The sequence below is a fragment of the Echinicola arenosa genome (assembly GCF_014841125.1).
Classification (GTDB): domain Bacteria; phylum Bacteroidota; class Bacteroidia; order Cytophagales; family Cyclobacteriaceae; genus Echinicola; species Echinicola arenosa.
In genome coordinates this window covers 42,436-63,614 of record NZ_JACYTQ010000005.1, presented here as the reverse complement: position 1 = coordinate 63,614, position 21,179 = coordinate 42,436, and the positions used below count along the sequence as shown (strand labels likewise).

The 21,179-nt window shown below is 40.8% G+C and carries 20 protein-coding genes; 8 read left to right on the top strand and 12 right to left on the bottom strand.

What is annotated here, in order from left to right; all coding sequences use genetic code 11:
• Window positions 1-11 precede the first annotated feature (11 nt).
• Entirely contained in the window at window positions 12-623 is a 612-nt protein-coding gene (locus tag IFO69_RS14470) for a hypothetical protein (protein ID WP_192010843.1), read from the top strand.
• Between the two features lie 2 nt (window positions 624-625).
• Here the strand turns inward: IFO69_RS14470 and IFO69_RS14465 are convergent, their stop codons facing one another.
• A complete protein-coding gene (locus tag IFO69_RS14465) occupies window positions 626-1,105 on the bottom strand; it encodes a thioredoxin family protein (protein WP_225444152.1) in 480 nt (159 codons plus the stop codon).
• A gap of 17 nt (window positions 1,106-1,122) precedes the next feature.
• Window positions 1,123-3,492, bottom strand: coding sequence for a TonB-dependent receptor (locus IFO69_RS14460; protein WP_192010842.1), 2,370 nt, complete (start codon window positions 3,490-3,492; stop codon window positions 1,123-1,125).
• A 375-nt stretch (window positions 3,493-3,867) separates the two neighbouring features.
• Here IFO69_RS14460 and IFO69_RS14455 point away from each other — a divergent pair, with 375 nt between their 5' ends.
• Window positions 3,868-5,202 (top strand): hypothetical protein, encoded by a 1,335-nt coding sequence (locus IFO69_RS14455; protein WP_192010841.1) that lies wholly within the window; start codon window positions 3,868-3,870, stop codon window positions 5,200-5,202.
• An 84-nt stretch (window positions 5,203-5,286) separates the two neighbouring features.
• Here the strand turns inward: IFO69_RS14455 and IFO69_RS14450 are convergent, their stop codons facing one another.
• From IFO69_RS14450 to IFO69_RS14410, 9 genes are all read right to left on the bottom strand, one after another.
• Window positions 5,287-6,084, bottom strand: a complete 798-nt coding sequence (locus IFO69_RS14450) for an MbnP family protein (RefSeq protein WP_192010840.1) — start codon at window positions 6,082-6,084, stop codon at window positions 5,287-5,289.
• 119 nt (window positions 6,085-6,203) lie between these two features.
• Window positions 6,204-6,587, bottom strand: a complete 384-nt coding sequence (locus IFO69_RS14445; protein ID WP_192010839.1) for a hypothetical protein — start codon at window positions 6,585-6,587, stop codon at window positions 6,204-6,206.
• Between the two features lie 3 nt (window positions 6,588-6,590).
• Entirely contained in the window at window positions 6,591-7,673 is a 1,083-nt protein-coding gene (locus IFO69_RS14440) for a hypothetical protein (protein WP_192010838.1), read from the bottom strand.
• A 10-nt stretch (window positions 7,674-7,683) separates the two neighbouring features.
• Complete coding sequence (locus tag IFO69_RS14435; protein ID WP_225444151.1) at window positions 7,684-8,706, bottom strand: cytochrome-c peroxidase; 1,023 nt, start codon at window positions 8,704-8,706, stop codon at window positions 7,684-7,686.
• Window positions 8,707-8,758: 52 nt separating this feature from the next.
• Window positions 8,759-9,505 (bottom strand): MbnP family protein, encoded by a 747-nt coding sequence (locus IFO69_RS14430; protein ID WP_192010836.1) that lies wholly within the window; start codon window positions 9,503-9,505, stop codon window positions 8,759-8,761.
• A gap of 7 nt (window positions 9,506-9,512) precedes the next feature.
• Window positions 9,513-10,637 carry a cytochrome-c peroxidase gene (locus IFO69_RS14425; protein WP_192010835.1) on the bottom strand — a complete coding sequence of 375 codons (1,125 nt, stop codon included), beginning with the start codon at window positions 10,635-10,637 and terminating at the stop codon, window positions 9,513-9,515.
• 237 nt (window positions 10,638-10,874) lie between these two features.
• The gene (locus IFO69_RS14420; RefSeq protein ID WP_192010834.1) at window positions 10,875-11,255 is read right to left on the bottom strand and encodes a hypothetical protein; all 381 of its coding nucleotides are present in this window, start codon (window positions 11,253-11,255) and stop codon (window positions 10,875-10,877) included.
• Window positions 11,256-11,394: 139 nt separating this feature from the next.
• On the bottom strand, window positions 11,395-12,744 hold the full coding sequence (gene hemN / locus IFO69_RS14415) for an oxygen-independent coproporphyrinogen III oxidase (protein ID WP_225444163.1): 1,350 nt from the start codon (window positions 12,742-12,744) through the stop codon (window positions 11,395-11,397).
• Between the two features lie 140 nt (window positions 12,745-12,884).
• Window positions 12,885-13,169 carry a hypothetical protein gene (locus tag IFO69_RS14410; RefSeq protein ID WP_192010832.1) on the bottom strand — a complete coding sequence of 95 codons (285 nt, stop codon included), beginning with the start codon at window positions 13,167-13,169 and terminating at the stop codon, window positions 12,885-12,887.
• Between the two features lie 145 nt (window positions 13,170-13,314).
• Between IFO69_RS14410 and IFO69_RS14405 the strand changes: the two genes are divergently transcribed.
• Window positions 13,315-14,688: a sulfatase family protein gene (locus IFO69_RS14405; protein ID WP_192010831.1), complete on the top strand. Its 1,374-nt coding sequence runs from the start codon at window positions 13,315-13,317 to the stop codon at window positions 14,686-14,688.
• Window positions 14,689-14,890: 202 nt separating this feature from the next.
• On the opposite strand, the gene IFO69_RS14400 is transcribed toward IFO69_RS14405, so the two are convergent.
• On the bottom strand, window positions 14,891-16,258 hold the full coding sequence (locus IFO69_RS14400) for a Gfo/Idh/MocA family protein (protein ID WP_192010830.1): 1,368 nt from the start codon (window positions 16,256-16,258) through the stop codon (window positions 14,891-14,893).
• Window positions 16,259-16,648: 390 nt separating this feature from the next.
• Here IFO69_RS14400 and kduI point away from each other — a divergent pair, with 390 nt between their 5' ends.
• The 5 genes from kduI to IFO69_RS14375 all read left to right on the top strand — a co-directional run bounded on the left by kduI (window position 16,649) and on the right by IFO69_RS14375 (window position 21,177).
• A complete protein-coding gene (kduI, locus tag IFO69_RS14395) occupies window positions 16,649-17,488 on the top strand; it encodes a 5-dehydro-4-deoxy-D-glucuronate isomerase (protein ID WP_192010829.1) in 840 nt (279 codons plus the stop codon).
• A gap of 34 nt (window positions 17,489-17,522) precedes the next feature.
• Window positions 17,523-18,311 carry a gluconate 5-dehydrogenase gene (locus IFO69_RS14390; RefSeq protein WP_192010828.1) on the top strand — a complete coding sequence of 263 codons (789 nt, stop codon included), beginning with the start codon at window positions 17,523-17,525 and terminating at the stop codon, window positions 18,309-18,311.
• 342 nt (window positions 18,312-18,653) lie between these two features.
• On the top strand, window positions 18,654-19,769 hold the full coding sequence (locus tag IFO69_RS14385; protein ID WP_192010827.1) for a hypothetical protein: 1,116 nt from the start codon (window positions 18,654-18,656) through the stop codon (window positions 19,767-19,769).
• On the top strand, window positions 19,762-20,352 hold the full coding sequence (locus IFO69_RS14380; protein WP_192010826.1) for a hypothetical protein: 591 nt from the start codon (window positions 19,762-19,764) through the stop codon (window positions 20,350-20,352). Before IFO69_RS14385 ends, IFO69_RS14380 begins: the two co-directional genes overlap by 8 nt.
• Before the next feature lie 69 nt (window positions 20,353-20,421).
• Window positions 20,422-21,177: a hypothetical protein gene (locus IFO69_RS14375; protein WP_192010825.1), complete on the top strand. Its 756-nt coding sequence runs from the start codon at window positions 20,422-20,424 to the stop codon at window positions 21,175-21,177.
• The last annotated feature ends 2 nt before the right edge of the window (window positions 21,178-21,179 follow it).

Genomic DNA, 21,179 nt, shown 5'->3' with positions numbered 1-21,179 from the left:
ACTTTTGATAAATGAAGAGGGTATTTTTTATATTACTCTATTTGGTATCTACACAAAGCCTTTATGCTCAGTTTTTTGACAATAATTTCATCTATTATTCAGGCGAAATTTATGGAGGCAATTATCTGGGTGGAGAGATAGCCCTTAATTGGATATATAAAGAAAAACATGCCTTTAAATTTGGCTGGGTGGCCAATGCAAAAACACCAGAAAACAGGCCTGAGGACTATAAAATAGGCTTAATAGATGCTTTGATGCTGGGTACCACAAAACCTTATGATTTGATGGAAACCTATCAGGTCGGTTATGGCAGGATCGTTCCAATAAATCCTTCTGGGACCATTAGGGCGAACCTGTCTATTGGGCTGGCCTATTCGAAAATAGAAAAGCCGACCAATTGGGAAAAAGTACAAGATAATTTTCTGGTTCAGAATTATACTTGGGAGTATGAAAGAGAAAACCATATGAGTATCGTTGTCAGCCCAAAGATTGAAATTCCTTTCTCGCGGTATTTTGGCTTTACCGTAGGACCCATTTTGGTCATTAACAAACAGGGAACTTTTGTAGGAATAGGAGCGGGTACAATGATGGGCCTGCTTCGCAGAGAGAAAAAACGACCCTGAAATCACTCAAAACTGCTAAGCCATTCCATTAATTTTTCACTATATAGGTATTCAAACCTTCTGTCCAATACCTTAAATTCATTCTCCAGTATAATCAGAGTTGGAGGGGCAAATATTCCATTTCTTTGGCCCAATAACATGGCCAGGTCGTGGATACCAGCCCTCTTGTCAGTCGCCAGTCGATTGAAAAATACATGCCCATCAAACTGGATGGTGTCCCGGTTTTCAGCATCCATTCTAACTGCATAGAATTCAGTGTTAATTTTTTGGATGACTTCAGGCTTGGTAAATACTTTACGGTCCATCTTTTTACAATAGGTACACCAATCTGTATAGAAGTCGATGAAAACTTTCTTGGGTTGCTTAGCAAGGGAGTCTTCCAATTGCTCAAATGAGAGCCAATGAATGCTTTCCTGGGCAAGGACATTCTTGCCCAGGAAAAACATTACCAGCAACATGAATATGGCTTTTGAGTGTTGCATTTTTTTGTTGGGAAACATTAATGGAAGTTTCCTATTTTAATTCCAAAGAAATAGGTTCTTGGCCTCGCCGGTCCATAAATGTAGTTGGAATCCCTTAAAGGGCCTTGATCAAAATCACTTTGATAACTGTTAAACATATTTTGTACTCCACCGCTTAGCTCTAGGTGAAAATCTTGCATCAGGTCAAAATGGTAGGAAAGCTTAATATTGGCATCTAAAAAGGCTTTGCTGTCCACCAAGTCAAGGTAACCGGTAGGACTGATCACATGGGGAACGATCATGGAGCCCGTATAGGTACCAGTCAAATCTAGTGCAAGGTGCTCATTGATTGCCCAGTTGGAAGCGAGGTACCCATAGGCATTTGGTGAACGGACAAACTGTTTGGTGTTGACCATAGGCTCTGTTTCATTGTCTTCTTCCGGTTCAAAAAGGACTTGTTCATTTTGGTATTCGGACCGCTGAAGTGTTCCGCCTGCTTGGAAAAGAAGCTTCGAAGAAGGGGAGAGGCTCAATTCAAAATTCCCTCCCTGCACAGATGCACTTGTTCCGTTTCTGACTTCTTGTAAAATAGAACCATTGGGTAAAGTAGCCCCTGTGCTGACCGTGGTAAAGGGTCTTTTCAGTTTGGTGTGGAATCCCTCTGCCAAGAAGCTGAATTGGGTATCGCCAAAATTACTGGAGTAGTTTAGAGAAAGGGTATAGGCATCCGATAATTCTGTTTTTAGATCGTCAGAAAGGATTACAAAGGTTGGTTCACCACCTACAGAAGAGATATGAAGGTCTTCATTGAAAGCTTGTGGAGCCCTGAACCCTCTTGCATAGCCAGTTCTCAGCTGGAGTTTGGGATTGATGTCATAGAGGATATTGGCCCGTGGACTAAGCACACTAGTTGACATATCTGAAGACCTTTCTATATCACTAATGCGATAAAAGCCGTCCACCAATGTATGGTCAAGCCTTCCTCCAGCCAAGGCTGTAAGTCTTTCGTTGGGCCGCCATTCATATTGTCCATAGAAACCGATGGACTGGACACGTTGATCGACCAAGCGGTTATAGCCTGCAATTTCATCTCTTACTTTGCTCAATTGGTATTCCGACCCAAAAATGACTACGTCATTATTGGTAAAGCTTCTTGAAAACTGAGAGCCAGCAACCAAGGAAAGGTCATCCGTAATACCATAAGCATTGGCAGCCAAAACACTGTCAGCTTCAGTTCTTCCTCCTCCAAGTCCGCCATAGTAACTGTTTCTCTGAGTCGTTTGGCCAGAAATATAAGAAGAGAATTTGTTGCGGTGGTCTTGGCTGAAAAGCTCATAAGTCAAGCCTCCAATAACTGTATTATGCTCCAGTTCCTCGGTGATATCCGTGAAGTGGGGAGCCAAATCCAATGCATTGCCACCTCTTCTATATTCTTTAATCGCACTGAAATCCAAGGTGATTTTGCTCAGCTCTGAAGGTTTGATAAAGGATTTCAGTCCGAATGTGTTGTTCTCTAAGGTGGTGAGTTCTGTAAAACCATCATCGTTGGCATCATAGCTGTCCCGGTTTCTAAACATCCCATAAAAAGTCACCCCGGTTTTAAGGTCTTCACTGGTGATGGACCCATTGAAATTAAGCATTTTGTCAGGAGATTGTCCATCGATCAAGGCAAGGTTGGAACCGACCTGCCAGGTGTTTTCTACCGGCTCTTTGGTAATGATATTGATGGTGCCAGCAATGGCATTGGAACCATATAAAGCTGATCCACCGCCTCTCACCACTTCCACTCGCTCGATGATATTCGTCGGAATCTGATCCAATCCATAAACACTGTTTAGGGCACTAAATACAGGGCGACTATTGATCAGGATCTGGGAATAGGCACCTTCGAGGCCGTTGAGTCTTACTTGCGTAAAACCACAATTCTGACAGTTGGTTTCTACCCTTACTCCAGGCTGATAGTTAAGCCCATCAGAAAGGGCCAGAGATTGGGTGGCATTGAAAAGTTTAGGGCTGAGAACATTGACCACTACAGGGGCTTCCTTTCGGTCAAGTTCATATCGGGTAGCACTCACTACCACTTCATTGAGATTGAGCTTATCCTCTTTCAATTCCAAATCAATATGGGTGGCTTTTCCGGTTAGGATGGTGATTTTTCTTTGGATGGTTTGGTAGCCTATCCATTTCACTTTTAGAGTTTGTTCACCCGTTGGAACATTCTTAATCTGAAATGAACCATCAGCGTCCGTCATCGCTCCAAGCTCTGTACCCAATACTTGAATAGCGGCGTAGATAGGGGCCTCGTCTTCCACATTGATTTTTCCAGAAATACTCCCAGTTTCTTGGGCAAAAGCAATAAGAAAGCTGTTTAAAAATAGAATACTTGAGGCAATGGATAACTTTATCATGTTTTAATATTTTCTAAAATATTTATTTAGATAAACGAAATTAAAAATTAAATAAACAGAAAAAAAATATTAGATAAGACTAAAATTAAATTTTGACTAATTTTTAAAATCACATAACTCCTTTAGAATCTGTATAAACAATTCTTGAACAGTTATGGTATGACAATTTTGACATTGTTAAAAGGTTTAGACTTGCTTCTTTTAGAAGAACCTTTCAATACATGGACAAGAGCCAGTCAATTCTCCTCTTACCGTTTATAAGGAATAATGCTATATTCACATAAAAAATAGGCAAAATATGGATGGGAATGGAATTTTGACGTAGGCTATGTCAATAAGATTACCAACTCATAATTTTCTTACATTAAACTCAAAATGAAATATTTTAGCATTTTGCTTACAGGGCTAAGCTTAATTTGTGGAGAAATGCATGCGCAATCTTCTAAAGAGGATTCCAAAGAAAAGAAAGAATTGAAGTTCAATTTGAATGCGGATGGCTCCCACTATGTAAAGGGTACTTTTTTGAATCAAGTTTGGCTTCGGTATACTCAGGCTAACCCTGGGTCGGAAGTTTACGGAACCCCGGATAATGACTTATTTGATATTGGTTTGAGGAGAACCAGAATCCAACTTTATGGGCAACTTTCGGATCAGGTTTTCTTTTATACCCAGTTTGGACAAAACAATTTATCCTATCGGTCTCCAAGAAAGCAAGGACTATTTTTCTTGGATGCAATAGGGGAGTATAAAGTGATGCAGGAGAAGCTATCTTTGGGAGCAGGTTTGACCGGATGGAATGGGCTGTCAAGATACTCTTCGCCTTCCATTGGCTCCATACTTTCCTTGGATGCACCGCTTTATCAGCAGGCTACCAATGATGTCAATGACCAGTTTGTGCGAAAGTTGAGTGTTTATGCAAAAGGGCAGTGGGGAAAGCTGGATTATAGGGTAGCCGTATCCAAACCCATGTCCATCCAAAATTCAGATGTTCAAGGCCCGGAAATTGGAGAAAATGCCTTGTTTTCATCAGAACCTGGATATGCTCAATATCATGGATATTTCAAATACATGCTGATGGACAAGGAGTCTAATACCACACCCTATCAAGTAGGTTCCTATTTGGGAACCAAAAGTGTGTTTAACATCGGTGCGGGTTTTATGACCCAAAAAGAGGCCATGTGGCATTATGCTGATAATGGTGTGGATACTGTCCGTTCTAACCTCAGACTACTTGCCGTGGATGTTTTCTACGATAAGCCGATTGATACAAGTAAAGGAACGGCAGTGACAGCCTATGCTTCTTTTAGCCATAATGATTATGGAAAGAACTATGTCAGGAACATAGGTGCCATGAATCCTGCCACTGGAACCAATGAAAATGGAAGTTTCAATGGTTCAGGCAATGCATTTCCTATGATTGGTACGGGAAATACCATTTATGCCCAATTGGGTTATTTGTTCCAAAAGGATTTATTGGGAAAAGCAGGTACGCTACAGCCTTATATTTCCAGCCAATATTCGGATTTTGCGCTTTTCTCTGATCCCATGGTCATGTATGATGGAGGGATAAACTGGTTGATCAATGGGAACAGGGCCAAGTTATCTTTCGGTTATCAAAGCCGTCCTATATTCACACAGAATAATTCGGGAGCATACATTAGCAGTGATCGAAAGGGAATGGCAGTGATGCAGTTTCAGGTGGCCATATAGCCATTAAGATTTTATATAAAGGTTAATAAAACGTAAAAGGGAAAGCTGCTGGCTTTCCCTTTTATTTTTGTCTAGAACAATGACTTATTCAACTGTAAAAGCGGCTTGGTAATTGTTGGACAATTTCATCATCAATTCAGGCTTGGTAGCCCCAATAACATACTGGGTTCCTGACATAAGGTCACCATCAAAATTAATATCGGAAAATAGTTTTTCAATGTCGTTTTGAACGGTGATTTCATCACCCATCTTATCCGAAATCATAATCGGTTCCTCTAGTTGCAAGTTGATGTTTCTATAGCAGTCATTCGAACCGGTCTCAAAAGAGAAAGCGACTTCTTCTCCACCCTGAGAGGTTGTTCCTTTTAACTTGGTGAAGATATAACTGGTGAACCACATCCAGGATGAATAAGACATGTTTTGCAGTGCATTTAATTCCCCTGCAGTTTGAGTCAGGTCATCATTGTACATAGGGTCGATACCGACTGCAAAACTAATTCCCGTATAGGTTCCTGCGGGGATGTTTTTTAGTACGACAGTTTCCCTTACAGAATCAGGAAGAACAAATCTATCTTGAACCACCTGTTCTTTCATGTTTTGGATTAGGTAATAGGAGTCAGCTACTTTGAACGTTTCTCCATTTTCTTTGGTCAGTTCCACATTGGAAATCCAGTATCTCAATTCGTTGAACTTGAATGTAGCACCATTAGTAGCAGTGTATTCTTGATCCAAATGGAAGGCTTCTTCTCCGAAAGTATGGCTTATTTGAAGGCTTAGGTCTGCACTTCCTTCGATGTTCATTACATCATCTACATTTTCATCACATGATGCAAAACCTACCAGTGTAAAAAGTGCTAATAAAAGTTTATATGTATTTTTCATTTTTTTCTTACTTGTTTTTATGTTTTCCAACTTGTTTCAAATAATCACAAATTTGCAACGGCAACCCTATTCTGTAAAGGTAAAGCCAGAGGGGCTATGATCAAGTTGGGTTTTGTCCCCTAGGAATCCGATACGTTTACTTGAGGAGGCTCATCAATACCTTGTACAAAACCACGGCTTGGATCATGTTCCCTGAGATAACCTGATGATTTGCGCCTTGGTTTATAAAGCGAAAAACTGGGAATATCCTCAATAAAAATCCACTCTTGGTACTTGCTAGTTTTTACTGATTTCTTCTTTTCCTTGGTGTCAGTGGTAAGTTGGATTTTAGTTTTCAACACACAATTTGCGCGGCAAACCGTGATTGTTGCATATCGTTCTATGCATTCTTCTAAAGCCAAGCGTTCCTGCTGGATTTTGAAATCAATAAATACTATAGGAGCTGCCATGATTTTGATCCAAAGTACTGATAGCAGAATCAGTACTTTTAAATCCGTTTTCATTTTCTATAGTTTGAAAGCTTTTATGATACCGATACTCAACCTGCTTTGGTGATGGATTTGGTTGCCATTGAGATCCTGGGTAAGTGGAGTTTGCCAAAGAAAGCTTAAAGTCCACTCTTGCCTATTGATGTCCAGTCCTCCTTGCCCAAAAAGAACTTTTCCTCCTGTAAGGTTTTGTTTTTCACCTTCCCAGATGTCCTTTTTGGATTGTTCATAATAGGTGCCAATATTCGGAACTAAAAGCCAATCATCATTGAGCGAAAATTGGTGAAAACCAACCAAGGAACCATTAATGCTATTGCCAAATTGATAGTTTTGCGCCCCTTCTGTGGATTGCTTATAACTAAACCCGGCATTCAGGCCTGTTTTATTGTAAAAAAGCTGGTAGTTAAACCGAGCGACGTAACTCCATGAACCAGTCCCAGGTTGGATAATAGGATCCATAAGCGTACCGTTTTGGGCTATTCTTCTAGATTGTCCAGTAGGAGCAAGCAGTGCTAAACCTGGACGGAAAGTGTGGCGGGCCTTGGTGTTATAAACATAAAAAATTCGGTCTATGGCTAAGGTAAGGTCGCCCCAGCCATGCACCGAAAGTGTGGTGTCCTGAACAGGATTGGGCAAATCCAACATCTTCTCATAATGTACCCTGTTGGATTCGTAAGGGAGGAGAAAAGTAAAGTTCCATTTATTTTCGAACATAAAGTTACCCCGAAGCTCCACGGTTTCATAGGTTTCCCAGTCTTGGTCAGTTTTGTTAACATACAGACCTGTTCCTTCGGGCTCGTGCATGACGATAAAGTCCGGATTAAAATCCGGGGATGAAATGGTTCTTGCATTGCTGGAATAGGTGGCTGCAGTTCCATTTTTGAAGGCTCCACTCAGGTAAGTACTGGAAGTTTGGGGAGGTGAAGTATAGCCATATTGATCGTAACTTCCGAAAGATCGATGGCGGTAAAAAAGCCCAATATAACTTCTATTTTGGAGTAAGCTGTATTCAAAGAAATTACAACTGTCGCAAGCCTTGGCTTCTTTCGTCACTAAGGATATGGAAGTAATCAGGGATATTAAGAGAATAACTTTTTTCATATCTAATCACTTACTGTTGGTAAGCTTTGTTGTGGATAAATTCGTAATCTGTAAGGGTATTCAGAAAAGCCAAAAGATCACTTCTTTCTTTTTCGCTCAGTTGAATCCCATCTGTCAATTGTGGGGCTAAACTTTCATTGACCTGAACCCCATGGTCATAGTGGTCAAGGACTTCATCTAAAGTATTAAACCGACCATCATGCATATAGGGAGCAGTCAAAGCAATATTCCTTAATGAGGGAGTTTTATACGCTCCCCTATCTTTTTCCTCAAAGGAGATTCGATACCGCCCTAGGTAAATTCCTTCTAGCTCTGCAGGATTTGGGTAAGAAGCATCAAGGCCATTATTATGATAGGATAAATCTGTAAAAAGCCCTTCTGAGTGGCAACTGCTACAGTTTTTCTGATAGACTTGATAGCCTTGAATTTCAGGATCGTCTAGTTCTATTTCATTTCGCTTCCATTGATCGTATTTGCTGTCTTGAGAAATCAGGTTTCTCGTAAACTGAGCAAGAGACCTTCCCACCAAAGCACTGGTGATGCTGTCTGATTTAAATGCAGCCTTAAAAAGGGCTGGGTAGGTAGAGCTCCCTCTTAGGTAATGCAAAACTTCATTCAGGTCAGCTCCCATTTCATCTGGATGAGTCAGCGGGCCAAACACCAAGGATTCAAGGTTTACCGAGCCACCATCCCAAAAGAGACCCTTATGCCATGCTAGGTTGAACAGGGGAGGAGCATGACGGTGCAATGGTTTTCCGGATACTCCCTGATTGGACAAACCCAACCCATCAGTGAAAGACATAGATGGATCATGACAACTGGCACAGGAAACCTTGCCATTCTGAGAAAGTGCTGGATCATAGAAGAGGGTTTTCCCTAGAAGTACACCTTCTTTGCTCATAGGGTTGCGCTCCAATTGAGGAAAGTCATTTTGTCCCAAAGTAGAAGAGAGGACTGGGGTAAAGTACTCCGGCCCTGTCTCTTCATTTGGTGAAACATTGTCCAGGCATGAGGTCAAGATACCTATGCCCAAAAACAATATGTACTTATGTAAGCGCTGGGATTTCACTGGTGGTGACTGTATTTTATTTTAGGCTGAAAAGCCCTTCTTGGTAATTATTGGCAATTTGAATGGCTAGATCACCTCCCATGATACTGGTGCTTTCCAGTTCGTGGATATTCAAAGTATTGGGATTGATAAACAGTTCGCTAAGCTCCGCTTCAAATGAAAGGTTGGCAGTAGCTGAGCTCCCAAGTGATTTTCCAGCATCTTCTAAATCGAAGCTGATGGCTTTGAAATTTTGCTCACTTTCAGGGTCATTGTTTCCAATGTGAACAATCAATCCTTGGCGTTCGCTAGACTGGTACTCCCATTCTCCTTCCAAGACCAAGAATTTGTAGCCCGTGTTCCAGTTCCAAACCATGTCATTGTTGGGGTCTAGGTCTCCGACCTGATCTGTAGAGTGGTTTCTTGATTTGTCAATGCCCACATAAAAGGTCAATTGGTCGTATGCTGCTGTAGGGACTTCCACACTAAAAGAAGTTTTTCCAGCTTGGTCAATTAAGAAATACCCGTCCTCAACCTTATAGCTCGAATTATTGGTGCTATTGGCAAACGTGATATTGGAAATGTAATATTTGAATTTTCTTGGTGTAAAGCTTTCTCCTGATGGTAATGTATAAGCTTCATTTTCAAGCTCAAGAGCTTGTCCATTAAGGCTGTGGGCGAATGAAAAGTTGACTTCCATAGAAGCAGGAAGCTCATCTTTATCATTGTTGTTGCAGGCAGTAAAACCTAATATGGCTATTAATAGAATGGCTATGTTTTTCATTTTTTAATTAGTTAAAAGGATCAGAAAAACGCTGATCCGTAATAAATTTTTCATCTGTTAAGGTGTGGAGGAAAGCCACTATGGCTGTTTTCTCTTCCTCTGAAAGGTGGAGTTTTACAGGTTGACCGGGCACAATGGCTTCATTGCTGGCCTCCAGTATGAGGATGTCCAAATTGCTGTTGGTTTGAACATGATCATTATAATGATCCAACACTTCTTCCAAAGTTTGAAAACGGCCATCATGCATGTATGGCGCTGTTAAGGCAATATTCCTTAAAGTAGGTGCTTTAAACTTTCCTTTGTCGGTATCTTTTCCTGTTATGGAGGACAAGCCATTTTCCAAGTTTTCGTCGGTGTCCAGGCCATTGTTATGAAAACCCAGAAAATCATTGCGATCACCAGAGGTCAGGAAACCCAAATGACAGTCTCCACAGTTGCCTCCTCTGATCTGAAGGGAGGCATCCGGATGGGTAAAGAAAAGCTCCATACCCAACTGTTCTGTCGGTGTCAACTCTGTTTCTCCTTTGATCCAAAGATCAAATTTGGAATCTCCGGAAACCAAAGTCCTCATAAACTGGGCGATGGCTTTGCCAATCAAGTCTGGAGTGATTTGATCTGTACCAAAGGCAAGTTCAAATCGTTCAGGATAATCCTCATCTGCTTGGAGTCTGTCCACCGCCTCTTCAATGGCCAAGTTCATCTCCCTGGCATCAGAGATCGGTTCCAAGGCCTGTTCTTCTAATGTTGCCGCTCTTCCATCCCAGAAAAACCTTGATGTCCAATGCAGGTTGGCCAATGACATGGCGTTTTTGTCTCCCAATGTGCCATTAACCCCTTTACTGAACCGCAGCCCATCTGTAAAGGCTTTAGATTGTTGGTGACATGAGCCACAGGATAGGGTGCCATCTGAGGAAAGTTGCTTTTCATAAAAAAGCATTCTGCCCAGTTCTGTCCCTTTTTCTGTCAAAGGGTTATCCGCTGGCATTGGAATATCATTGGGAAAGTAATCAGGATGCTGCAATGTCAAGGTTGGGTTTTGTGGCTGGGGAATTTCTTCCGAGTCATTACCACAAGCACCTAGCGAAGCACATACCAATACCATCCCTATGTAATAGAGTTTTGAGTACCGCATGATAAGAGATACGCTATAGTTTAGCTTTTGCCAAAACGTAAAATAGAAATCTATGTAAAGCCTTTTGAGCTAGCTGTTTCCAGACTATTGATCACTTGATAGGTGTGACATCAATTGTCCAATTTGCTCAATCAAAGACTAAGAAGGACAAACCATTTCAATAGCTCTTGTCAATTACCTTGGTTGAAGGAAAGTAAGTCTCGAGCATCAATATGATTAATTCTTCACTAAGAAGGTTTAGGCGAAAGATTGAGGGGGATGAAAAATGTCGCTATGGTGAAAGCTTAGATTACGCTCTTTATAAATAGGCTTCCCTACAAAGTAAGGAGGGTAAATGCTGTTAAAAGCTATACTGTTTTCCAAAAGGATGAAGATTCCAAAGTCTCGGTTAAAGTTGATTCCTCCGTTTTTCTGTTCTTGCTGCTCTTTGGCATCTTGAAGCTGTTCTGAAAGAAAGCACTTGCCATCACAGTGCATTTCAGGTTTATCCTTATTGATACAGAAATTTTCAGTTATGTATTCCTTGTTCAGGGCATAATCCATTTGAATGACCGAAAAGATCATGCTGTTTAGCACAATGATCATGGAAAGCCATATATGGAGCAAGGATTTTAGCATTTCGCTGCAAATATAGTACAAAAAGATCGTGCCTTTTAATAAAATTGGTTCTTTCTTGAAAAGAATGAAGGGGCAAATAAATCAAATATTTTGCCCCTTCTGTTGGTGATTTTATGTCTAAATGGTATTTCAAAAGGCTTTAAATGGCTTTGCTGAAAACAAACTTTTTGGCTTCCTGGTTTTTCATCCTATGGTCAAATATTGCGCATATATTACGAATAAAGGCCATGCCCATATCAGTTACTTTGATGGTGCCATTGGTAAGTGTCAATAGTCCATCATTTTGCATTTCACTCATTTGATGGATGGTTTTCATGTCCCAAATAGTGTCTACCAACTTTGTTCTACCATTACAGATGAGTTCTAAAATTGTTTTTCTGGTTTTGATGTCTTCGATGGACATAAGGTGACCTTTGCTCAAAGGGAAATGATCCAGTGCCAATTGTTCCTTGTACAGTTCTATATCTTTGGTGTTTTGGGCATAGGCATAATAAATATCACTGATGGCACTGCTACCCAGGCCAATCAACATTTTGGAAGCCTGGGTGGTATAACCCATGAAGTTACGGTGGAGTTTTCCTGCTATCTTGGCTTGAAGAAGTGGGTCTTCCTTCAGGGCAAAATGATCCATTCCTATTTCTTCATACCCCATTTCCTGCAGGAGTATTTTACCTGCTTCATAGAGGATTCTTTTTCCTTCTTTTTGGGGAAGGTATTGTTCAAAACTCTTTTGAGCAGGGAAGACTGAAGGAACATGGGCATAACTGTAAAAGGCAATTCGCTCAGGCTGTAAACTGGCCACTTGTTTAAAGGTACTTTTAATGCTATCGACCGTCTGGTGAGGCAAACCATAGATGAGATCGAAGTTAATGGCTTCATAGCCTACCAGTCGGGCATTGTCGGTCGCTTTTTTTACTGTTTCAAAAGGTTGCACCCGGTGAATGGCCTTTTGAACATTTTCATCAAAATCCTGGATACCATAACTTACCCTATTAAATCCCAATAACCTCAAGGTTACCAGATGTTCAAACGTAGTATTGTTGGGATGTCCTTCAAAACTCATTTCAGCCTCAGGAAGCACTTCCGCACTATGGATGATGTAGTTGAGCATCTCAAACAAATTTTCAGGTGAGAAAAAGGTGGGGGTTCCTCCTCCTAAATGGATGCCTGCAATTTTTGGTTTTTCGGGTAGGACTTTTAAGTAGTGTTCCCACTCCTTGATGATTGCTTGGATGTAAGGTTTTTCTGTATCGTGATTTTTGGTGATCCGTTTATTACAGCCACAGTAGGTACATAGACTCTCACAATAGGGAAGGTGTAGGTAAAGATTGATTCCTTCATAATTTCCGAAATTCCGATAAGCTTTTTGAACAGTTCTCTTCCAGGTCAGCTCACCTACATTGTTTTCCCAAAGTGGTACGGTCGGATAGGAGGTATACCTTGGAACTGCCACATCATATTTTCGAATCAGGTCTGTAGTACTTGTCATCATCTATCAAAGGTTTATGACAAAACTATTTAACGCGATAGGAAAACTGTTTGACAGCTGTCAGTCCAAAGGCTGATAAAAGTCATGTCTGCCTTCTTCTATTGCTAATCAAGAAAACGGAATGTTGAGATAGAAAAAAATTATAAAAAATAGACTACCAAATCCTTCCATTCTTCCTCTAAACTACAAGAAGGTTTAGGTTTGTTGGCATTTCGGTACCAATAAGAAGCATTCCATTGGTCTCCTTCTTTACGATGGAGATAGGCATGGACATAGGCAGAGTCTTCATCTGTCAGGTCATTGACAAGGTCATGGGCATGTTCCCAATTTCCCTTTCCATCAAACCATAATGATTGAAGCTGAATGTTGAGTTCTTGAGGTGGATGATTGTGATTAAGGCTGTCTTTGAATTCTTCGAATGTCACGGTATAAAGGTGTTTTGTTTAATACCAAAGTTAAAAAATCCCTTGGAATTTGGCTTAAGGACTGAGATGATAAAGTGAAGCGAGAGGGCGGTTTTACTTTTTGATTTTTGTAATATTAGACTTTAACAATAAACCTACCCTTTTAATGTTGAGAAAAATAAAATGTTTTCTGTCCTTCGTTGTTTTGCTGATATTGTTTGATTTATCCGTATTTGCTCAAACCCCTTTTTCACAACCCAATATTATTGTCATTTTTGCAGATGATTTGGGATATGGTGACGTAGGCTGCTTTGGTCATCCTACCATACAAACTCCTTATTTGGATCAAATGGCCCATGAGGGGATTCGCTTTACCCAGTTTTATGTGGGCGCAAATGTATGTACGCCGAGCCGCGCTGCTTTGATGACGGGGAGACTACCTATCCGCTATGGGATGGCGGGACATAAGCGGGGGGTGCTTTTTCCAGACTCATCCAAGGGGTTGCCACATAATGAATTGACCATGGCAGAAATGCTCAAGGAGGCTGGCTATCAAACCGGGATAATCGGAAAGTGGCATTTGGGACATGTACCGGAATTTATGCCCAATCAGCATGGCTTTGATTTTTATTTTGGGATTCCCTATTCCAATGATATGCGCCCTACCCCTAAAAATAACCGGTATCCTCCTTTGCCTCTTTACAGAAATGAGGAGGTGATAGAAAGTGGAATTGATCAGACCACCCTGACTAAAAGGTATACCGCTGAAGCCATCCACTTTATCGAGGAGAATAAGGATAGGCCTTTTTTCTTGTACTACCCCAATAATTTCCCGCATGTGCCCCTATATGCCAGCAATGACTTTGAAGGTAAAAGCGAAAGGGGAATTTATGGAGATGTAGTAGAGGAACTGGATTGGAGTGTTGGACAGATTTTAAGTACACTGAAACAGTTGGGGTTGGATCAAAATACTTTGGTGATTTTCACAAGCGATAATGGTCCTTGGCTGACCCAAAAAGCTCATGGGGGATCAGCTGGTTTACTCTTTGAAGGAAAAGGATCCACCTATGAAGGAGGAATGAGGGTGCCTGCCATTGGTTGGTGGCCAGGAACTATAGAGTCAGGGCAGGTGAGCACATCATTGGTGACCAGTATGGATTTATTTCCCACTTTTGCCTCCTTGGCTGGAGGAAAGCTACCTGAGGGAAAAGTTATAGATGGCTACGATCTGAGTCCTCTATTTAAGGGAGAAGCGAAAGAAGTGAGGGAATTTGTTTACTACTATTTCAGGGATAAATTGCATGCTGTGAGGAAAGGGCCTTGGAAAGCGCATTTTACCACTAAACCATCCTATAGTTCAGAACCCGCCCAAGAACATAAGGTGCCGCTTTTGTACCAAATAGAAAATGATCCTTCAGAAAAATACAATGTGAATGAGGCATATCCGGAAATTGTAGCCGAACTGACCAGGGCCTATGAAGAGCATTTAAAGAGCTTTGAGCCTGCACCTTCTATCATGGAAGCAAGAATCGAAGAATAACATCTTTTAACATGAAAAGCAGTGAAGTTTCATACTTGTTAGATCCAGAATTTCGTTTTGAAAATGAAGGAACTCAGATGAGCTGAGCAAAGAAAGAAATTAAGTCCTACCTTGACTGCTTGAGGAAAACCGAGCTCGTCAAACAGCCAAAGTAGGCACCAACAAAAAGCGGAGATTTCTCAGAAATCTCCGCTTTGTTTTTTTAAACAAGATCATCAAAAGGATGCTTCCAGCCATTCTGGTAGGGACGTTGGAGCAATTGGGTGGCTTCAGGATCATCGAGGATGATTTTTTGTTCCGGATCATAAACCAATGGTCTTCCCAGATACATCGCCATATTGGCCAAGATACAGGAGGCAGAGCTGATATGGCCTTCTTCAATGTCAGCAACTGGCCTTTCATTATTTTCGATGGCACTGAGAAAGTCTCTAAGGTGGTTTCTGGTGGCTGGAGCAGCATGCAGCTCGATCCTTTCTTCTGTGACGTCTTCAGGGTATTTTTCCTTTTCATAAACCACATCGCCATGGATTTTCTCACCCTCTCCATGGGGGATAAAGTCATAGCGCATTACAGACGCCTCCAACGTACCTTTTTCTCCATACAGCTTGAATGCCCATGGATACGTTGAGTCAGCAGGATTTCCCCAAGAGCGGTGTTGCCAGATGCAGTTCAAATCATCGTATTCAAAAATAGCCGATTGTGTGTCCGCAATATTGGATTTGCCTTCTTTTTTCACGTAGATACCACCTGTAGATGATATTTTTGTGGGCCAGCCCAGATCCAACATCCACCTGACGGTATCGAGCATGTGGACGCACATATCTCCCATGATTCCATTACCATACTCCATAAAAGTTCTCCACCAGCTTCCATGGGGAAGTTTGTCGTAAGGCCTTAGAGGAGCTGGTCCTGTCCAGAATTCATAATCCAAATAGTCTGGTACAGGGATTACTTCGGGGCTGCCATTGGCTCGCATATGGTAATAGCAGCACATTTCCACATGAGAAATTTTGCCCAAGAGGCCTTTGTCTACTATTTCCTTTTTGGCTTCGATCAAATGCGGAGTGCTTTTCCTTTGTGTGCCTACTTGTACGACCCTATTGTACTTTCGGGCGACAGCCAATATCGCCTCACCTTCCAGTACATCCACACTAATGGGTTTTTGGAGATAGAGGTGGGCTCCTGATTTGATGGCTTCAATGGCCTGAAGGGCATGCCAATGATCGGGGGTGCCGATCATGACGATGTCCAACTCATTTTCCTTAAGTAACTTCCTGTAATCCTTATAAAGTTTAGGCACATTGCCGGAGACCTGTTTTTGACTGATGATTTTACCGGCTTCAGAAAGCCTGATCCGATCCACATCACATAAGGCCACCACTTCTACTGGGGCTATTTGGAGGAGTCGGTAAAGGTCACTTTTTCCATACCAACCAGTGCCTATCAACGCAACCTTATAGGCTTTTTTTGTAAGACCAATGCTGAAATTCATTGGTCCAAGTGAAGCCAAGGCCATGGTGGCAGCAGAATTTTTGATAAAGTGACGACGATTAATGGGGTTTTTGGGCATATTAGATGAATGGTTTTGCGTAAAAATAAATTGGCATTAATACCACATATTAAGATAGTTTTGATTTGAATAAATCAAAAGCTTCAAATGATCTTTGGTGAGAAATTCCTTTTGACGGTAATGCTTTTTTGATTTTAGGGAAAACGACCCTGTTTCCTGGTTTATTTTCTCGCTAATATTGTTAGTTTTGTTATTCCATAAGCCAATAGGGATAATCCCTTTCCCTGATCAAGCTCCAGCGCTTTGGAAAGCAATAGCAGTTGACTTTTGAAAAATGCCCAAGTGGTTTGTAAAAAGTATTGATCAGGTTTGATTTAGCATTTGGGTAATCGATTGCACAGCTAATTTTAGTAGATTTGAAATACATTCATTCACATAAATAAAACAAACATGCATACAAACATCGTAACGAGACATGCGTCGCATCCTGATGATGTAAAAGGGTATGATACCCAGAAATTGAGAGACCATTTTCTATTGGAAAATATATTTCAGGATGATCAGATTACGGGTGTTTACACGACTTTTGACAGACTTATTGTAGGTGGTATTGCACCGGTGAGCAAAGCTTTGGAGTTGGAAACAGTTGACCAGTTAAAAGCTGAGTACTTTTTGGAGCGAAGAGAATTGGGAATTATCAATGTGGGTGCTCCTACTTTGGTGACTGTAGATGGCACTGACCATAAGCTCAATACCAAAGAAGCCCTTTATGTAGGCAAAGGAGTGAAAGAGGTGATCTTCAACCCATCTGCAGAAGGAAAAGCCCTGCTTTATTTCAATTCAGCCCCAGCACACAAAGCTTACCCAACCAAAAAAGTAGGGTTGGAAGATGCCGAAAAGGTAGAGTTGGGATCATTGGAAAACTCCAATCACAGAATTATCAACAAGTTGATCGTCAACAGTGTGGTAGAATCATGCCAGCTTCAAATGGGGATGACAGAGTTGAAGCCAGGAAGTGTATGGAACACCATGCCAGCGCATACTCACGACAGAAGGATGGAAGCTTATTTTTACTTTGACTTAGCAGATGATGCTACTGTATGTCATTATATGGGCCAACCTCAGGAGACGCGTCATATTTGGATGACCAATCACCAAGCTGTGATTTCTCCAGCTTGGTCGATTCATGCCGGATCAGGTACTTCCAATTACACTTTCATATGGGGAATGGCGGGAGAAAACCTTGACTATGGTGATATGGACAAGGTGGCACCAGTAGATATGAAGTAATCAATCCACCAACAAAAACCACTAATTATATTTTATGAAAGAATTATTTGACCTGACAGGTAAAGTAGCCTTAGTAACCGGTGCTACCCATGGTCTTGGCATGGCTATGGCGAAAGCACTTGGCAAAAGTGGCGCTACCTTGATAGTAAATGGACATACTCCAGCTAAGATGGAATCGGCCATCAAGGCTTATAAAGAAGATGGAATCGAAGCTCATGGTTATCTTTTTGATGTGACCGATGAGGCTGCTGTGGACAAAAATATCTCTGAGATGGAAGCCAAGTTTGGTACTATTGATATTTTGGTCAACAATGCAGGCATGATCCAAAGAACGCCTGCTATGGAGATGGAGGTTGCGGATTTTGCCAAAGTGGTGAACATGGACTTGGTTTCTCCTTTCTTAATGGCGAAGCGGGTTTCCAAGGGAATGAAAGAAAAAGGCGGAGGAAAGATTATCAATATCTGTTCTATGATGAGTGAACTAGGAAGAAACACCGTTTCTGCTTACGCTGCTGCCAAAGGAGGCTTGAAAATGTTGACCAGAAATTTGGCTACAGAGTGGGCCAAGTACAATATTCAGGTGAACGGTATTGGTCCAGGGTATTTTGCCACTGAGCAAACTGCTCCCATCCGTGTGGATGGCCATCCATTCAACGATTTTATCGTCAACAGAACGCCTGCTGGACGGTGGGGAGATCCTGAGGACCTGCAAGGAACAACAATCTTCTTGGCCAGTAAAGCCAGTGACTTCGTCAATGGACAGATTGTCTATGTGGATGGAGGAATCTTGGCTACCATTGGTAAACCTTATGGTGAAGAATAATATTAATTATTAACTGATTGAAAAGCCCTCTTAGGATGAATCCTTTGGGGGCTTTTTGTTTGGTAATCATTTTTTAGCTGGTGTCAAAACTTTAATAAACAAATGCCAGAAATAAAACAAGGAATAAATTGGATATAAACAGTATTTTATTATATTTATTATTGTGCTGAATGCGTGTTTTACCTAAGTTAAAATGCGGTATGGAGGTAGTGATCAGCTACTTAAAAGATATGTGGATTTTTTGCATTACTGTTTATATCTGGACTAATGTTTCAACTGTCCCATCGATTGTTTTTATTCTTTCTGAGCTTTGTTATCTGTGTGAGCAGTAATTTTCAGGCAATGGCGCAACGTCCTCCAACAGGCGGTTCTGCACCAATAGAATCAGAAGATAAGGGGATCAACCCTGTGGTATTTATAGTTGGCGGAATCGCTGTTGGGGCGGCTTCTTATGCTATTGTCAAATCAAAAGGAGCAAAAATCCCTGTAGCGGCTTATCTACCAGAATATTTGCTGACCCATAATATTTTGCCTACTTCTGATGCCTTGAATTTAATGTACAAGCTCAATCCTTCTTTAAATAATCAGCAGGAAATCCCTAAGAAAAGTAAGTTGAAGCTGCCAGAATTTCCTGTTTTAGATGAAGAGATAAGGCCTGCTTTAATATCAGGAGATGAAGTAGCTTTGGCTACCGATCTGAATAGAGAAATGGATCAATTTGAAACTTCGAAGGAAGCTTTGGAAAAGTTAGAAGCTGCAGGGAATATGGCCAGCGTTCAGGTTATAACAAATCAGGTTAATCAGCAATTGACTACTGCAGGTTGGAAGGATTTGACTTCAAGAACCATTTTCGACCAAATGGTTTATGATCTCCTTCGTGTTTTCAACCAGACCCTGGATGAAGTGGTTTTAGCAAAAAGCGCTGATCAAAAGCAACTGATGTTAATGCAAAGCATATCAGATAACCTAACGGAGCTTTTGAATGATGTAAGGACTCTTTCATTAAACCACGATTTTCCTGTGGACCTGAATAAGAACCTGATATTTCTGGCGTCTGTCGAAGAGGTTTCTGTTCGAAAGGTAAAAGTTTCTAATTCGGTGGAGGCCTCTTCTGTTGTTGAAGGTATTTCCAAGGACTTCGCATTTGCTGTTTATAAAATCAATGAAGCGGGAGAATTAATCACTAAAGGGCCAGAGGTAGAGGGAAAATACAAAGTGAAATATGTGTTGCCTGCTCTCAAAGATATTCCAAGTGCCTATCATACCCTCAGAGACCCTGCTACCTATGCAGTAGCGGCTTTGCCACCGGCAAAAATGTACATCATTGTGGAGGATTTTAGCGGAATACCAGTTTCGATACAAGACCCTTTAATTGATTTTAAAGTAGTGTTCAAAAATCCTCAGCTTATCAATGAGGACGAAATGATCATTGTACCATTGTACTTGTCCAATGATTAAATTACTAAAATACCGGGCTGCCCTTTTGGGAGTGCTTTTTGGTCTTTTTGGAGGAGCAATTTCTCAGTTGCTGGCCATTGAAGAAATGACACTGTATTATACAGCATTGGCGAGTATCATTGGACTTGTGGTGAATCTGATGGTGTCATTTATGCTCAAGGGAAGATGGAGTACAAAAATGAAAAATACAATCAAAGTGGTTTGTGTAATTCTCTTTGTAGGTCTGGTGGCGACTTTGTTTTTGCATACCAAATTTTTTATTGAAGGTACTTTCTCCTACAGTGATTTTGAAGATAAGGTGAGCTATTATATCAAAGGAAGTGAATATACCAATGTGGCCAAGAAGTTTAAAGAAGAGAATCCCTATGTAGAGTCTGATGAAGACCTGATCAGTGAGGGCTTTGGTTCTCCTGAAGAAAGAGATAAGGTATGGACACAGGAATCTATCAATAGAAATTGGATGAGATTGCTTACCACTTATTCTTTGATCATCATATTCTTTGTGGCATTGGTTTCTATCCTGATAGAAGTACTGATGGGCAAGTATGGTAAAACCACGAGTAAAATGATAGAGACAGTTTAAAGGTCTTAGTTTGAGGAAGCAAAGTTTGAATTTCTCAAAAAATGATAAAATATCCTAAAGCCATATGGTATGAAAAACATATTGATTTCTACAAAATGGATGATGCTGCAATTGGCCATGGCCAGCTGTTTGCTAGGCTGTGATTTGGATAATGAGATTCCTTCCAATGAACTGATCAATTACGATTTGCCTCAGGAGGTTGCTGATGATTTTTTTACTGGTGAAGTGATGGAAATAACAGGAAGTCTAGAACCATTTTTAGACCGCATTCAACGAAACGGAATGAAAATATATCAAGGGCAAAATCCTCCTTTTATTTATCAAAGCCTCATATTTGATAATCCGGATGGGCCTAAAACTGGTTTGATTTTCGAAATGCAGAATGATTGTATTTATGATGAAAAGTACCCTTCCTATGCTGATTCTGTTTTTGGAAAGAATATAGAATATTTATTTATTTTAAAAGATCAGAATGAAGTATTAGATGTTGAGAGTGGTTACGTTTCAATAGAAAACGAAGACTTTCCTGAATATCCTTATGGTTTTGATCAAGGTAGTGGAGAAGGGATAGCCTCAGGTGACGGAAGTAATTTCACCATTTTCTATAGAGTGGAAAATGGTTCTTATGGTAATCTAACTTACAAAGCTATTTGGATAATATCAGGGACATTTGAGTTTGTAAATAATGAAGAGCCCAGATTAAGTGAAGTTACAAAATGCATGATCATGTTGGATAAAGGGAATGACCCCAATAGAGAGTTGGCGAGTATAGGTACTATTCGAATATTTAGAGGAATTAGACCTGAATGGATAAATATTAATTGAAA

Coding starts and splice junctions, on each gene's coding strand:
- IFO69_RS14470 (WP_192010843.1), top strand. CDS start 12: ATGAAGAGGGTATTTTTTATATTACTCTATTTGGTATCTACACAAAGC.
- IFO69_RS14465 (WP_225444152.1), bottom strand. CDS start 1,105: ATGCAACACTCAAAAGCCATATTCATGTTGCTGGTAATGTTTTTCCTG.
- IFO69_RS14460 (WP_192010842.1), bottom strand. CDS start 3,492: ATGATAAAGTTATCCATTGCCTCAAGTATTCTATTTTTAAACAGCTTT.
- IFO69_RS14455 (WP_192010841.1), top strand. CDS start 3,868: ATGAAATATTTTAGCATTTTGCTTACAGGGCTAAGCTTAATTTGTGGA.
- IFO69_RS14450 (WP_192010840.1), bottom strand. CDS start 6,084: ATGAAAAATACATATAAACTTTTATTAGCACTTTTTACACTGGTAGGT.
- IFO69_RS14445 (WP_192010839.1), bottom strand. CDS start 6,587: ATGAAAACGGATTTAAAAGTACTGATTCTGCTATCAGTACTTTGGATC.
- IFO69_RS14440 (WP_192010838.1), bottom strand. CDS start 7,673: ATGAAAAAAGTTATTCTCTTAATATCCCTGATTACTTCCATATCCTTA.
- IFO69_RS14430 (WP_192010836.1), bottom strand. CDS start 9,505: ATGAAAAACATAGCCATTCTATTAATAGCCATATTAGGTTTTACTGCC.
- IFO69_RS14425 (WP_192010835.1), bottom strand. CDS start 10,637: ATGCGGTACTCAAAACTCTATTACATAGGGATGGTATTGGTATGTGCT.
- IFO69_RS14420 (WP_192010834.1), bottom strand. CDS start 11,255: ATGCTAAAATCCTTGCTCCATATATGGCTTTCCATGATCATTGTGCTA.
- hemN (WP_225444163.1), bottom strand. CDS start 12,744: ATGACAAGTACTACAGACCTGATTCGAAAATATGATGTGGCAGTTCCA.
- IFO69_RS14405 (WP_192010831.1), top strand. CDS start 13,315: ATGTTGAGAAAAATAAAATGTTTTCTGTCCTTCGTTGTTTTGCTGATA.
- IFO69_RS14400 (WP_192010830.1), bottom strand. CDS start 16,258: ATGCCCAAAAACCCCATTAATCGTCGTCACTTTATCAAAAATTCTGCT.
- kduI (WP_192010829.1), top strand. CDS start 16,649: ATGCATACAAACATCGTAACGAGACATGCGTCGCATCCTGATGATGTA.
- IFO69_RS14390 (WP_192010828.1), top strand. CDS start 17,523: ATGAAAGAATTATTTGACCTGACAGGTAAAGTAGCCTTAGTAACCGGT.
- IFO69_RS14385 (WP_192010827.1), top strand. CDS start 18,654: ATGGCGCAACGTCCTCCAACAGGCGGTTCTGCACCAATAGAATCAGAA.
- IFO69_RS14380 (WP_192010826.1), top strand. CDS start 19,762: ATGATTAAATTACTAAAATACCGGGCTGCCCTTTTGGGAGTGCTTTTT.
- IFO69_RS14375 (WP_192010825.1), top strand. CDS start 20,422: ATGAAAAACATATTGATTTCTACAAAATGGATGATGCTGCAATTGGCC.